This is a genomic window from Rhodococcus sp. ACT016 (assembly GCF_050477185.1).
Lineage (GTDB): Bacteria > Actinomycetota > Actinomycetes > Mycobacteriales > Mycobacteriaceae > Prescottella.
This window is the reverse complement of sequence record NZ_JBEAET010000001.1, coordinates 452540-466104: the sequence shown is the minus strand read 5'-3', so window position 1 is coordinate 466104 and position 13565 is coordinate 452540. Positions and strand designations below refer to the sequence as shown.

At 68.6% G+C, this 13565-nt stretch carries 10 protein-coding genes and 2 riboswitches; of the genes, 6 read left to right on the top strand and 4 right to left on the bottom strand.

Going from position 1 to position 13565, the window contains the following annotated elements; genetic code table 11:
* Nucleotides 1-67: 67 nt before the first annotated feature.
* From ACQ5DX_RS02210 to ACQ5DX_RS02190, 5 genes are all read left to right on the top strand, one after another.
* Complete coding sequence (locus ACQ5DX_RS02210; RefSeq protein WP_430331060.1) at nucleotides 68-3454, top strand: pyruvate carboxylase; 3387 nt, start codon at nucleotides 68-70, stop codon at nucleotides 3452-3454.
* 29 nt (nucleotides 3455-3483) lie between these two features.
* A riboswitch (cobalamin riboswitch) is annotated at nucleotides 3484-3666 on the top strand.
* Nucleotides 3667-3671: 5 nt separating this feature from the next.
* Nucleotides 3672-5267 (top strand): ABC transporter substrate-binding protein, encoded by a 1596-nt coding sequence (locus tag ACQ5DX_RS02205; protein WP_430331059.1) that lies wholly within the window; start codon nucleotides 3672-3674, stop codon nucleotides 5265-5267.
* Entirely contained in the window at nucleotides 5264-6223 is a 960-nt protein-coding gene (locus ACQ5DX_RS02200) for an ABC transporter permease (RefSeq protein WP_430331058.1), read from the top strand. Before ACQ5DX_RS02205 ends, ACQ5DX_RS02200 begins: the two co-directional genes overlap by 4 nt.
* Nucleotides 6223-7056 (top strand): ABC transporter permease, encoded by an 834-nt coding sequence (locus tag ACQ5DX_RS02195; protein ID WP_430331057.1) that lies wholly within the window; start codon nucleotides 6223-6225, stop codon nucleotides 7054-7056. The genes ACQ5DX_RS02200 and ACQ5DX_RS02195 overlap by 1 nt, the downstream gene beginning before the upstream one ends.
* Nucleotides 7053-8474, top strand: a complete 1422-nt coding sequence (locus ACQ5DX_RS02190; RefSeq protein WP_430331056.1) for an ABC transporter ATP-binding protein — start codon at nucleotides 7053-7055, stop codon at nucleotides 8472-8474. Before ACQ5DX_RS02195 ends, ACQ5DX_RS02190 begins: the two co-directional genes overlap by 4 nt.
* Here the strand turns inward: ACQ5DX_RS02190 and ACQ5DX_RS02185 are convergent.
* The 3 genes from ACQ5DX_RS02185 to glyA all read right to left on the bottom strand — a co-directional run bounded on the left by ACQ5DX_RS02185 (nucleotide 8439) and on the right by glyA (nucleotide 11832).
* On the bottom strand, nucleotides 8439-9401 hold the full coding sequence (locus tag ACQ5DX_RS02185; RefSeq protein WP_430331055.1) for an LLM class flavin-dependent oxidoreductase: 963 nt from the start codon (nucleotides 9399-9401) through the stop codon (nucleotides 8439-8441). The two genes, ACQ5DX_RS02190 and ACQ5DX_RS02185, sit on opposite strands and share 36 nt — an antisense overlap.
* Before the next feature lie 26 nt (nucleotides 9402-9427).
* Nucleotides 9428-10354, bottom strand: coding sequence for a methylenetetrahydrofolate reductase [NAD(P)H] (gene metF, locus ACQ5DX_RS02180; protein ID WP_430331054.1), 927 nt, complete (start codon nucleotides 10352-10354; stop codon nucleotides 9428-9430).
* Between the two features lie 149 nt (nucleotides 10355-10503).
* Entirely contained in the window at nucleotides 10504-11832 is a 1329-nt protein-coding gene (glyA, locus tag ACQ5DX_RS02175) for a serine hydroxymethyltransferase (protein ID WP_430331053.1), read from the bottom strand.
* 147 nt (nucleotides 11833-11979) lie between these two features.
* Nucleotides 11980-12206: riboswitch (cobalamin riboswitch) on the bottom strand.
* 286 nt (nucleotides 12207-12492) lie between these two features.
* Between glyA and ACQ5DX_RS02170 the strand changes: the two genes are divergently transcribed.
* Nucleotides 12493-12642, top strand: coding sequence for a hypothetical protein (locus tag ACQ5DX_RS02170; RefSeq protein WP_430331052.1), 150 nt, complete (start codon nucleotides 12493-12495; stop codon nucleotides 12640-12642).
* A 77-nt stretch (nucleotides 12643-12719) separates the two neighbouring features.
* Here ACQ5DX_RS02170 and ACQ5DX_RS02165 read toward each other — a convergent pair whose 3' ends face one another.
* Nucleotides 12720-13292 (bottom strand): histidine phosphatase family protein, encoded by a 573-nt coding sequence (locus ACQ5DX_RS02165; RefSeq protein WP_430331051.1) that lies wholly within the window; start codon nucleotides 13290-13292, stop codon nucleotides 12720-12722.
* Nucleotides 13293-13565 lie beyond the last annotated feature (273 nt).

The following is a 13565-nucleotide window of genomic DNA, read 5'->3' as shown; positions in this document are numbered from 1 at the left end:
TGCGGGTCGCTGTGTTGCCTTGGCGCCGAAGCCGAATCGGCATCACCCGACAGTGAGGTTCACAGTCATGTTCACCAAAGTTCTCGTCGCCAACCGCGGCGAAATCGCGATCCGCGCCTTCCGTGCCGCCTACGAACTGGGCGCCGGAACGGTTGCGGTGTTCCCGTACGAAGACCGCAACTCGGTGCACCGGTTGAAGGCCGACGAGTCCTACCAGATCGGTGAGGTCGGTCATCCGGTGCGCGCGTATCTGTCGGTCGAGGAGATCGTCTCGGCGGCCGAGCGTGCCGGTGCGGACGCGATCTACCCCGGGTACGGGTTCCTGTCGGAGAATCCGGATCTGGCGGCGGCGTGCGAGGCGCGGGGCATCACGTTCGTCGGCCCGTCGGCCGAGGTGTTGGAGTTGACGGGGAACAAGGCGCGGGCGATCGCGGCGGCGAAGGCGGCGGGGCTGCCGGTGCTGGCGTCGTCGGAGCCGTCCGCGGACGTCGACGCGTTGCTTGCGGCGGCCGAGGACATGGAGTTCCCGATCTTCGTCAAGGCCGTGGCCGGTGGTGGTGGCCGCGGCATGCGGCGGGTCGCCGAGCGCGGCCAGTTGCGGGAGTCGATCGAGGCGGCGTCGCGGGAGGCGGAGTCGGCGTTCGGTGATCCGACGGTGTTCCTCGAGCAGGCGGTGGTCGATCCGCGGCACATCGAGGTGCAGATCCTCGCGGACGGCGAGGGCAATGTGATCCATCTGTTCGAGCGGGACTGCTCGGTGCAGCGTCGGCACCAGAAGGTGATCGAGTTGGCGCCGGCCCCGAATCTCGATCCGGCGCTGCGGGATCGGATCTGCGCGGACGCGGTGGCGTTCGCGAAGCAGATCGGCTACCGGTGTGCGGGCACGGTCGAGTTCCTCCTCGACACCCGCGGTAACCACGTGTTCATCGAGATGAACCCGCGTATCCAGGTGGAGCACACCGTCACCGAGGAGATCACCGATGTCGACCTGGTGCAGGCGCAGCTGCGGATCGCCTCCGGCGAGACGCTGGCCGATCTCGGGCTGTCGCAGGATGCGATCACGATCCGTGGTGCGGCGTTGCAGTGCCGGATCACCACCGAGGACCCGGCCAACGGGTTCCGCCCGGACACCGGCCGGATCACCGCCTACCGCACCCCGGGCGGCGCGGGCGTCCGCTTGGACGGCGGCGCGAACCTCGGCGCCGAGGTCGGCGCCCATTTCGACTCGATGCTCGTCAAGCTCACCTGCCGTGGCCGCGACCTCGAGGCCGCCGTCGCGCGTGCCCGCCGCGCGGTGACCGAGTTCCGCATCCGTGGCGTCTCCACGAACATCCCGTTCCTGCAAGCGGTCCTGGACGACCCCGACTTCCGCGCCGGCGAGGTGACCACCTCCTTCATCGAAGAACGTCCGGACCTGCTCACCGCACGACGGTCCGCGGACCGGGGTACCCGCATCCTCGAGTACTTGGCCGATGTCACCGTGAACAAGCCGCACGGAGAACGTCGCTCGAAGGTCTATCCGCACGACAAGCTGCCGAAGATCGATCTGTCCGTGGCGCCGCCCAAGGGCTCGCGCGACCGCCTCCTCGAACTGGGACCGGACGGGTTCGCGAAGGCGCTGCGCGAGCAGAAGGCGTTGGCGGTCACCGACACCACCTTCCGCGACGCCCACCAGTCGCTGCTGGCCACCCGTGTCCGAACCTCCGGACTCGTCACCGTGGCACCCTATGTCGCCCGGATGACCCCCGAGCTGCTCTCGATCGAGGCGTGGGGTGGCGCGACCTACGATGTCGCACTGCGCTTCCTCAAGGAAGACCCGTGGGAGCGCCTGGCGGCGCTGCGTGAGGCCGTGCCGAACATCAACCTGCAGATGCTGCTGCGCGGCCGCAACACCGTCGGCTACACCCCGTACCCCGAGAAGGTGACCCGCGCGTTCATAGATGAAGCCACGGCAACTGGTGTTGATATCTTCCGGATCTTCGACGCCCTCAACAACGTCGACCAGATGCGCCCCGCGATCGAGGCCGTCCGCGAGACCGGCACCACCATCGCCGAGGTCGCGCTGTCCTACACCGGCGACCTCGCGAACCCGAACGAAACCCTCTACACCCTCGACTACTACCTGCGCCTGGCCGAGGAGATCGTCGACGCCGGCGCGCACATCCTCGCGATCAAGGACATGGCCGGACTGCTCCGCGCCCCCGCCGCCGCCAAGCTGGTGTCCGCGCTGCGCAGCAACTTCGACCTGCCGGTGCACGTGCACACCCACGACACCCCCGGTGGCCAGCTCGCCACCTACCTCGCCGCCTGGCACGCCGGCGCCGACGCCGTCGACGGCGCCGCCGCACCACTCGCGGGCACCACCAGTCAGCCCGCGCTCTCGGCCATCGTCGCCGCCGCTGCGCACAGCGAATACGACACCGGCATCGACCTGCAGGCCGTGTGCGACCTCGAACCGTACTGGGAGGCACTGCGAAAGGTGTACGCCCCGTTCGAATCCGGCATCCCGGCCCCGACCGGACGCGTCTACTCGCACGAGATCCCCGGCGGCCAGTTGTCGAACCTGCGCCAGCAGGCCATCGCCCTCGGCCTCGGTGACCGCTTCGAGGAGGTCGAGGCAGCCTACGCGGGAGCGGATCGTCTCCTGGGCCGACTCATCAAGGTCACCCCGTCGTCCAAGGTCGTCGGCGACCTCGCACTGCATCTCGTCGGGGCCGGAGTGTCGGTCGACGAGTTCGCCGCGGATCCGGGGCGATTCGACATCCCCGACTCCGTCATCGGCTTCCTGCGCGGCGAACTCGGTACCCCGGCCGGCGGTTGGCCGGAGCCGTTCCGCAGCAAGGCACTCCAGGGTCGAGACGCCGCTAGCGCCGAAGTCGGCCTCTCGGACGCGGACGAAAAACTGCTCGACGGGGCGTCCACGGAACGTCGTGCAACCCTGAGCCGACTTCTGTTCCCCGGCCCCACCCGAGAGTTCGAGGAGAGCCGCGAGCGCTACGGCGATCTTTCGCGACTGTCGGCCAACCAGTTCTTCTACGGCCTGCGCCGCGGCGAGGAACACCGCGTCCAGATCGGCAAGGGTGTCGAACTGCTCATCGGCCTCGAGGCCATCTCCGAGTCCGACGAGCGCGGCTACCGCACCGTCATGTGCATCCTCAACGGCCAACTGCGGCCGGTGTCGGTGCGCGACCGCTCCATCGCGAGCGAGGTCCCGGCAGCCGAGAAGGCCGACAAGAACAACCCCGGTCATGTCGCCGCCCCGTTTGCGGGAACGGTGTCGATCTCGGTGTCCGAGGGCGACAGGGTCGAAGCCGGCGACACCGTCGCGACGATCGAGGCGATGAAGATGGAAGCCTCGATCACCGCGCCGACCAGCGGACGGGTTACTCGGGTCGCCCTGCGCGGTCCGCAGCAGGTCGAAGGTGGAGATCTCCTGGTCGTCGTCGAATCCTGATCCCCAACCTCGTGTCGTCGGGTCCTGGTTGTCCGGATTCGTCTTGTACTGTGCCACTCGACGCAGGGAACACCGGTGAGAATCCGGGGCTGTCCCGCAACTGTCACCGAGGAGCGAACCCCCAACGCTCGGCCACGACCCCACCGGGTTGGAAGGCCGGGGGCGAGTGCCGATCCGGGAGCCAGGACACCTGCGTCGAGCCAAGACAGCCACGAGGATGGAAATGAATAGTTCGATATCTACCGCCCTTCAGGGGCGGCGTTCACTGCTGCGTGCCGGTGTCCTCACCGTCGCTGCGGCCCTCGCAGTCACGGGATGCTCGTCGGGTGCATCGGGCACCAGCGACGGCATCTCGGACGACCATCTGACGATCTACAACTCGTACAAGATCGCCGGGCTCGATCCGGCCGCGACCGGGACCAACTGGTTGTTCGACTGGGGTGTCGCCGAGAACCTGCTGCAGGTCGAGGAGGACGGGCAAATCACGCCCTGGCTCGCCGAGAACGTCGAACGGCGCGATGACCTGACGTGGGTGATCACCCTTCGCGACGGACAGACCTTCCAGAACGGCAAGCCGGTCACCGCGCAGGCGGTGGCCGCCGCGCTGACCCGCCAGATCGAGAAGTCCAAGGCCGCACGGGTGTACCTGGAGTCGGGCACCCAGGCCGTCGTCGAAGGCGACAGGGTGGTGCTGCGCACACCGAAGCCCAACGCGATGGTTCCGGCGGGTCTGGCGGCGCGCGACAACTCGCTGCAGATCTACGACGTCGAGGCGATCGACGCCGCGGCCGGCGATTCCGCGAAGATCGTCGGATCGGGTGCCTACACCGGGCCGTACGCCATCACTCAGTGGACGCCCACGGATCTCGAGCTCGTCCGCTACGACGCGTACTGGCAGGGCACCCCCGCGCTGAGCGGAATCAGCGTCGATGTCGTGCCCGACGAGCAGGCGCGCATCGCCGGCGTGGAGAGCGGCGAAGCCGACATGGCGTTCTATCCGTCCACGGGCGCGCGACTCGCGCTCGAGGGACGCCCGGGTGTCGCGGTGAAGAATTCGCCGAAGGCGCTGCAGTCGTTGCTGATCGAGATGAACCTGAAGGAGGGCGTCTTCACCGATCTCGACGTGCGCAAGGCCTTCACCCAGGCGATCGACTACCAGGGCGTGGCCGACAACATCGGCAACGGCTCGTTCGACGCCGCCGAGGGCCTGTACCCCGAGGGTCTTCCGTACGCGCTCGACAATCAGAAGTTCGACCTCGAGGCCGCCAAGTCGACCCTCGACAAGGCGGGCTGGGTCGTCGGTTCCGACGGCATCCGCACCAAGGACGGGCAGCGACTCACCGTGCGATTCGTCACGCAGGCACAGGGTCCGGAGACCACGGACGTCGCGATCGGCATCCAGGACCAGGTCGCCAAGGCCGGGTTCGAGCTGAAGATCGACGTGGCCGAGGATTCCGCTGCGGTCAAGGAGAATCCGGCCGGCTGGGATTCGTCGATCGCCCTGAGCGGTTCGCTGTCCGGGACCGCGGACCCCATCCAGCCGTACCTGGTCCGGTGGACCACCGGCGGATCGTCGAACGCGCAGGGTCTGTCCAACCCCGAGATCGATGCGATCGGCGAGAAGCTGCGCAGCACTTTCGACGAGGACGAGCGAAACGCACTGCTCGAGCGCGCGCAGGAGATCCTCGTCGCCGAGCAGGCGTACGTGGTCGCGGGCACGTTCAAGTACTTCACGGTGGTGACGTCGGACGAGTGGTCCGGGTACGACGTGTCCAACGTGCGCCGACACATCCGGTACGACACCGGGGCGTGAAGGCCACGTCCCGAGCGGCCGGCAGACGACTGATCCAGGCCGCCGCGGCGGCGTGGGGAGCGAGCCTCCTCATCTGGATGCTGCTTCCGCTGGCCCCGGGTGACCCTGCGCGACTGACTCTGGGCGCGCAGGGCATCCCGGAGCCCACCGACGAACAGCTGTCCGCGATGCGCGAGCAGTTGGGTCTGGATCTGTCACTGCCGCAGCAGTATCTCCACTGGCTGGCCGGCGTCGTGCGCCTCGATTTCGGGCTGTCGTACGTCACCGGCCGGCCGGTCACCACCGAGTTCGCCGAAAGGCTCGGTCCGACACTGCGCCTCGCGACCGCCGCACTGGTCCTGGCCGTCGCGCTCTCGCTCGCTCTCGGTCTCGTGGCGGCCCGGTACCGCGATCGCTGGCCGGATTCCGTGGCCCGGGCAATCGCGCTGATCTCGGCGTCGACGCCCGGTTTCGTCGTCGGACTGGTGCTGATCCAGGTGGTGGTCATCGACATGGGCATCGGCAAGGTTGTGCTCGACGGATCCTGGTCGATGGTCGCGATGCCGGCACTGTGCCTGGCCTTCGGACTGTTCGACACGTGGTCACGGCTGCTGCGATCGAGCCTGGTCGAGGTGATGGACAGTTCCGTCGTCGACGTCGCACGCAGCCGCGGCGCCACCACGCGGCGCGCACTGCTGCGGCACGCCCTGCCGCACAGCATGCCGACCTACCTGCACGCGGTGGCAGTCGGCGCCGGCGCGGTCCTCGGTGGCGCCGCGATCGTCGAAACCGTCTTCACGTGGCCAGGTGTCGGCGCCTATGTCGTGTCGTCGGTCGCCACCCGGGATCTTCCCGTCGTCCAGGCGTTCGCGATGCTCGCAACCGTTGTCTACGTCGGTGTCAATCTGGCCGCGGACGGCGCCGCAGCGTTGATCGATCCGCGACTTCGATCGACGGGAAACCGATCGGAATGCTGATGCGCGCGCGAGCACGGGTCTCCTGGTCGCGGGACCGGGCCCTGCTCATCGGGATCGTTCTCGCAGCGGCCGTGACGGTGATCGCGGCGGCGGGACCGTTCGTGATCGGCACGGACCCGAACCTGCCCGACTATGCCGCCAAGTTGCGCCCACCCAGCGCCGAACACTGGCTGGGCACAGACCAGTACGGCCGGGATCAGGCGGCGCGACTGGTCGTCGGGCTGCGACGGTCGCTGCTCTCCGCGCTGCTCGTGCTCGCCGGTTCGATGACGGTGAGCCTCGTGGTGGGGGTGCTCGCGGGATTGTCGCCACGCTGGGTCGATTCGCTACTCGGACGCATGATCGACGTTCTCCTCGCCGTTCCCAGCCTCGTGCTCGCGCTGGCGATCGTCGGCCTCCTCGGTCCGGGATACACGAATCTCCTACTCGCACTGATCGTGTCGTCGTGGGCTGCCGATGCGCGACTGTCCCGCTCGCTCACGATGGACCTCGCGCACCGCCCCTACATCACCGCGGCCCGACTGTCGGGGATCGGCACGATGGGAATTGCGTTGCGCCACATCGTGCCCGCGGTGGTCCCCCGACTGTCCGTCGTGGCGACCCTCCGCCTCGGCGGGATCGTGGTCTCGCTGGCGGGATTGTCCTTCCTCGGGTTGGGTGTCCAGCAACCCGACGCCGAACTCGGCGCGATGCTCGGCGACGCCCGCAAGTTCCTCACGGCCGCGCCGTGGTTGCTGCTGGTTCCGGCCACCGCAATCCTGATGACGACGACCGCGGCCAACCTGATCGCCGACGGACTCCATCGGCTCCGCGCAGTGAAGGGACGACGATGACCGCCCAGACCACAGTGCTGTCGGAAGAGGCGGTGACGGCGGTATCCGATCTCACGGTCACGTACTCCGACGGCCGCCGCGCGCTTCGCTCGGTGTCTCTCGCGGTCAACCCCGGCGAGACCGTCGCCGTCATCGGGGAGAGCGGGTGCGGCAAGAGCACCCTGATCAAGGCCCTGCTCGGATTGCTTCCGGCGGACGCGTCGGTGGACGGCTCGATTCGCATCGACGGGTGCGACGTCACCACCGCATCCGAGGCGCAACTGCGCGAGATCCGCGGCAGCCGAGTGGGATACGTCGCGCAGGACGCCTACGGCGGGCTCGATCCGCTCATGAGAATCGGTGCGAACATCGAGGAGGCCTGGCGGTCGAAGTCGCGCCCGGTCCCGCGCGGCGCGGCAGCGCAGCGGCTCGCGGCACTCGACGTCGCGGACAGCGCACGGCGGGTTCGGGATTGGCCCCACACGTGGTCCGGTGGAATGCAGCAGCGCGCGGGCATCGCCGCGGCGACGGCGCTCGGGCCGGCGCTCGTGGTGGCCGACGAACCCACGTCCGCGCTGGACACCGGCACCGCCGAGACGGTGCTGACCCGACTGGTCGCGGAGTCCCGGAGCCTGTTGATCGTCAGCCACGACCTACCGCTCGTGGCGAAGTTCGCCGACCGCATCTACGTCCTGCAGGACGGCAGAATCGTCGAGCACGGCGACGCGGAGCGCATTCTCACGGCGCCTCGCGATCCGTACACGCTCGCGCTGATCCGCGCCCACGATCCGCTCGTCGACGCGCCGGGGACGGCACCCGTCGGCGAGGTCGTCCTGGACGTCGAAGCCGTCGGCCACCGTTACGGCACCAGGCAGGTGGTGCCGACGACCTCGCTGCAGGTTCGTCGCGGCGAGATCCTCGGTATCCGCGGACCTTCCGGATCGGGCAAGAGCACCCTGCTCCGGATCCTGGCGGGACTGGAGAGGGCCGGCAGCGGCACCGTCACGTGGTCGGGTGCGCCCGCCCCCGCATCCGGGTCGGTCCAGTTGGTGTTTCAGGACGCGGTGGGCAGCCTCGATCCACGCTGGCCCATCTGGAAATCGGTCGTGGAGCCGGTCCGGTTGCGGGGCGCGCGAGGCCGCGCCGCCGCGACGTCGGCGCTGCACCGACTCGGGCTCGAAACGGTGCCCCTGCAGGCCCGGCCGTCCGCCCTGTCCGGTGGCCAGTGCCAACGGGTCGCGCTCGCCCGGGCACTCGTGTCCGGCGCCCGGCTGGTGCTGGCCGACGAGCCCACCGCGGCACTCGACCCGACGGTGGGCCGGCAGGTCCTGGAGGCGCTGCGAGATCTCGCCGACTCCGGCACGGCCGTCGTGATGGTCAGTCACGACGACCGCGCGCTGGAATCAGTGTGTGACCGCATCCTGACGCTGGGCCAGTAGCGGACGCAACCGCGTGGCCACCCGCTCGAGGATCGGTTCCCACTGTGCCGCTGTGAGGTGGACCGGTTGGACATGGCACAGCAGATCGGTGGCGAACGGAAGGCCGGCGTCGTCCCGGAGGCCGGCGGCAATCGTCTCGGCCGATCCGTGATAGACGTGACCGCGGTCCAGATAGTCGGTGGCACTGAACCCTTCGGGGAAGCGTCCGGTCCGGACACCCCTGTCCACCCAGTCGGTCACTCCCCCCTCGAGCAGCACCCGCGCAGATGCGGTGTCGTCGGTGCAGACCACCGGGCGGGACAGCCCGACCCGCGGATTCGTGGCACGCCGCGTGTATTCGGCCAGCATTCGCGCCGAGACCGCGTCGTCGGGACCCTGGGGCGACGAACTGCGGCCGGAGAGCACCCCCGCCCCCAGTTCGGCGGCCAGCTCCATCCCGGATCTCGACGCGGTCCCGAGCCAGATCCGGTCGCGAAGTCCACACCCGTCGGGCACGATCCGCCCACCCTCGAACAGTTCGATCAGGGTCTCGACCGTCCGCCGCAGATCGTCGCGGCGCGTGTCGTGGTCCCTGCCGAAGCGGCGGGCGGTCGCCGGGTCGGCGCCGGCGCCGAGCCCCAGTTCGAGCCGTCCGCCGCTGAGCGCGTCCACCGTCGTCGCGTCCTCGGCCAGCCGGATCGGATCCTCGAGCGAGGCCACCACGACGGCAGTGCCCAGTCGGATGCGCTCGGTCCGCTCGGCGACCGCAGCGAGCAGCACGAGAGGGGACGGCGAGTGCCCCCGTTGCACTCCGAAATGATGCTGGGCGATCCAGAACGAGTCGAACCCCAGTTCTTCGGCGCGGCAGGCCAGTTCGATGGTGTCACGCAGTTCCTCGCGCGAGCTGCGCGGTCCGGCGCAGTGGCTGATCACTCCGATGCGGGTCATGCGAAATCCTTCCCGGGACGGTGCGGCTACGCCGCTCGGGTGACGTAGCCCAGGTTGGTGAGGACCTCACTGGTCGCGCGCGCGAAGTTCAGGGTGATGAAATGCAGGCACGGCGCACCCTCGGCAATCAGCCGCTCCGCCATCTCCGTCGCGACCTCGATCCCGATCTCGCGCACCGCCGCCCGATCCTCCTCCGGACCGTCACCCGCGGCACGACGCAACCGCTCCTCGAGCTCGACCGGCAGACGCGAACCCGACAACTCGAGACTGCGCCGCGCCGACCGCAACGACGTGATCGGCATGACCTCCGGAATGATCGGCTTCGCACCCTGCTCCGAGTCGTACGCCACCACCCGATCCCGCAACCGCAGATAGTCCTCGACATCGAAGAACATCTGGGTGATGGAGTACTCGGCGCCCGCACGCAGCTTCTGCACCAGGTACTTGGTGTCGTGCTCGAGATCCGGCGCCCGGTAGTGCCCCTCCGGGAATGACGCGACACCGACGTGGAAGTCGCCCATATCGCGCACGAGCCGCACGAGCTCTTCCGCGTATTCGACGCCGTCGGGATGCTTGACCCACTCCCCCAACGGGTCCCCGGGCGGATCTCCACGCAACACCAGGACGTTGGAGATCCCGCGGTCCGCGTAGGCACCGCACATCGCACGGAGTTCGTCGATGCTGTGGCCGACGGCCGTGAGATGCGCGACCGGCAGCAGCGTGGTCTCCTCCGCAATCTGACCGGTCACCCGAACCGTCCGATCCCGCGTCGACCCGCCCGCGCCGTACGTCATCGACACGAACGCCGGATCCAGCCGCTCGAACGCTCGGACGGCGCGCCACAGCCGCGCCTCGGCGGCCTCGTCGCGGGGCGGCGAGAACTCGACCGAGAACGGAATCCGACCACTGCCGGACGAACGGATACGGTCCACGATCGAAGGGGTCCGGGTCACCCAACCCGCGCTACTGCGTCCCCGAACGGCATCGGGAGTCGTCTTCTCTCTGATCAATTCAGTTCCCTTGGTGAGTGATTCGGGGCCGGGCCCCGGCCGACGGCCAGCACCCCGAGGGGTGCGGGCCGTCGTGTGGGGCCGGGCCAGGGTCAGGCCTTGGGCAGCAGGCCCCAGTTCTCCAGCCCGTCGTACAGCGGGAAGTCCTGCGCCAGCTTCGACACCCGCGCACGCAACGCCGGCACGTCCGCGCCGGCACCCTGGGCGAGGGCGGTCGCGATGATGTCCGCGACCTCGGTGAACTCCGCGTCCCCGAAACCACGCGTGGCCAGCGCCGGCGTACCGATCCGCAGACCCGACGGGTTCATCGGCGGACGCGGATCGAACGGCACCGCATTGCGGTTGACCGTGATCCCGATCTCGTGCAGCAGATCCTCACCCTGCTGACCGTCGAGCTGCGAATGCCGCAGATCCACCAACACCAGATGCACGTCCGTGCCACCGGTGAGCACGGAGATGCCGTTGCCGGCGACGTCCGCGCCGCCGAGCCGCTCGGCCAGGATCCGCGCCCCGGCGAGCGTGCGTTCCTGACGGGCCTTGAACTCCGCGGTACCGGCGATCTTCATCGCCACGGCCTTCGCGGCGATCGCGTGCATCAGCGGCCCACCCTGCTGGCCCGGGAACACCGACGAGTTCAGCTTCTTCGCCCACTCCTGCTTCGCCAGGATCATGCCCGAACGCGGGCCACCGAGCGTCTTGTGGACCGTGGTGGAGACAACGTCCGCGTGCGGCACCGGCGACGGGTGCAGACCCGCGGCCACCAGACCGGCGAAGTGCGCCATGTCGACCCACAACTTCGCGCCGATCTCGTCGGCGATCGACCGGAACGCCGCGAAATCGAGGTGACGCGGGTACGCCGACCAGCCGGCGATCAGCACCTGCGGGCGCTCCCGCAGCGCGGTCTCACGCACCTGGTCCATGTCGACCACATGGGTGTCCTCCCGGACACCGTACGAGGCGACCTCGTACAGCTTGCCCGAGAAGTTCAGCTTCATCCCGTGCGTGAGGTGCCCGCCGTGGGCGAGGTCCATGCCCATCAGCTTCTCGCCCGGGTTCATCAGCGCCATCAGCACCGCGGCGTTGGCCTGCGCACCCGCGTGCGGCTGCACGTTCGCGAACTCGGCGCCGAAGACCTCCTTCGCGCGGTTACGGGCCAGATCCTCGACCACGTCGACGTACTCGCAGCCGCCGTAGTAGCGGCGACCCGGGTAACCCTCGGCGTACTTGTTGGTCAGCACGCTGCCCTGGGCCTCGAGCACCGCGCGGGGAACGAAGTTCTCCGACGCGATCATCTCCAGGGTGTCACGCTGACGCGACAACTCACCCGCCATCGCGGTAGCGACCTCGGGGTCCAGTTCGGCGAGGGACGCGGTGTTCACCCGGGCGCCGGCGTCGGGAGTGCGCATGTGATTGGTACTCATGGTGATTCGTGGGTCTTTCCGATCGATCCGAGAGGCCGCCCACGGCTGCGCCCACCCCCGAAGCCCCTGAATCGCGCGCTGACCGCGCATCGTGATGCCACGAGGGTACGCACACCCAATCCTCGAGGCGGCACACCGCCGGATGCGGCGCATCCGGCACAGTGGGCAGGTCTTCGGACTCGCAAGCGCCCACGTCGTCCGACGTGGAACCTACTGGCCGTCGCTTCCGGGCTCGAACTGGTTCTGGCCCAGCGCTGGTGACGACGGTCGTTCCTGCTAACCGCTGCGGGACAGTCCCGGACTTTCACCGGGTTCCCTCTTCGTGCCTCGCGGCACTTCGACGCCGACCGACGACCTTCGGGGCTCCAAATGGTCGAGCCGGCGAACCAACTGCGCCCGCCAGTCTAATAGAGATTCTGCGACGCTAGTCACCGATATGCGAAGCCGTCAGTGGAGTTTTGATGCCACAAGGCTTTTGGACCGCGAATGGCCACGGACAGCTCGATCGGCACCCGCCCCGCCGCGATGTGGCGAACCTCACGTTTGAATGCTGAGAGGTGCCGGTCCCACCCCTTCTATGGTGCAGTCTGGCGAACGCGAAGTGGATGTATCGCCGACGGCTCGTACAGCACCAGTGGCACTCGAAACGAAGGACACCACATGGAATTCGATCAGATCGTCGCCGTCTTCACCGCAATGGGCGATTTCGGCAACCTGCTCTCCGGCGTCGGCACCATGCTCGCAGGCGTGGTCGCATTCGGCGGCTCGGTTGCACAAGTTGCGGGCTCGGTTGCAGGTCTGTCTGCCTGACAGGAAGCCCCCACCACGTGTGGCGGGTAGGTCGACGGCACCCGCCACACGTGACCCGTGCACGACGAGATGGACCCTCAGGCGATGAGGCTGTGTGCAGTGGTGCGCAGTGTCCAACCCGGGGCGCGGTGATGCACGGTGGTGGCCGTCAACGGAGGAATGTCGATGCGCCAGAACGCTTCGGCAGGAGCGTTCAATGTGCACAACACGACTGCGCGCACGACAGCGGGGTGGGTGACGGCGGCGATTCGCTCGCCGCGGCCGCGTAGGGCAGCCATCCACGTGCCGACACGGTCGACGAGATCGGTGACCGCCTCGCCGCCGTGCGAGCGTTCGCCGGGGTCGGTCAGCCACGCCATGAGTTGGTCGGGGGCGACCGCGTCCATCGCTTGGCCGGCCCAGGCGCCGCAGTCCAGGTCGCGCAGCGCGGGCTCGGTGACGCCGGTCAGCCCCAGCGCACGGGCAGTCTGCACGGTTCGTGCCTCCGGCGCCTGGTAGACGCAACTCGGTTCGATGCCGGGCAGTCCGTCGACCTTCGCGACGGCCCTCGACCCGAGCAGGTTGAGAGGTTCGTCGGTCGGGAATCGGGCGGCCTGCATGGCATCCGTGAACGCGTGTGTGATCAGGGTGAGCCGAGTGACCGCGCTCATGCCGCCACGACCGACTTCTGGGCACCCGGTGCGATCGCACGGTCACCGAGCAACCCTGGCGCGCGCCCGGCGAATCCGACACCGACGACCGTCCACGTAGCCACGAGCACTCCTTACCCAGGAGGGGATTGCGCGCCCCTCGACCGACGGAAAGCAGCGGCGTCCGAGCCCTGACTCACACTCACAGAGAATGCTCACAGTGGCGCGACCGTTCCGGACTTTCACCGGATTCCACGGATCACCGCTCGCGCAACGATACGAGACAGCAAACGC

Bases quoted from the DNA above. Each gene is read 5' to 3' on its own strand.
- ACQ5DX_RS02170 (WP_430331052.1), top strand. From the start codon at position 12,493: ATGGAATTCGATCAGATCGTCGCCGTCTTCACCGCAATGGGCGATTTC.
- ACQ5DX_RS02190 (WP_430331056.1), top strand. From the start codon at position 7,053: ATGACCGCCCAGACCACAGTGCTGTCGGAAGAGGCGGTGACGGCGGTA.
- glyA (WP_430331053.1), bottom strand. From the start codon at position 11,832: ATGAGTACCAATCACATGCGCACTCCCGACGCCGGCGCCCGGGTGAAC.
- ACQ5DX_RS02210 (WP_430331060.1), top strand. From the start codon at position 68: ATGTTCACCAAAGTTCTCGTCGCCAACCGCGGCGAAATCGCGATCCGC.
- ACQ5DX_RS02195 (WP_430331057.1), top strand. From the start codon at position 6,223: ATGCGCGCGCGAGCACGGGTCTCCTGGTCGCGGGACCGGGCCCTGCTC.
- ACQ5DX_RS02165 (WP_430331051.1), bottom strand. From the start codon at position 13,292: ATGAGCGCGGTCACTCGGCTCACCCTGATCACACACGCGTTCACGGAT.
- ACQ5DX_RS02205 (WP_430331059.1), top strand. From the start codon at position 3,672: ATGGAAATGAATAGTTCGATATCTACCGCCCTTCAGGGGCGGCGTTCA.
- ACQ5DX_RS02185 (WP_430331055.1), bottom strand. From the start codon at position 9,401: ATGACCCGCATCGGAGTGATCAGCCACTGCGCCGGACCGCGCAGCTCG.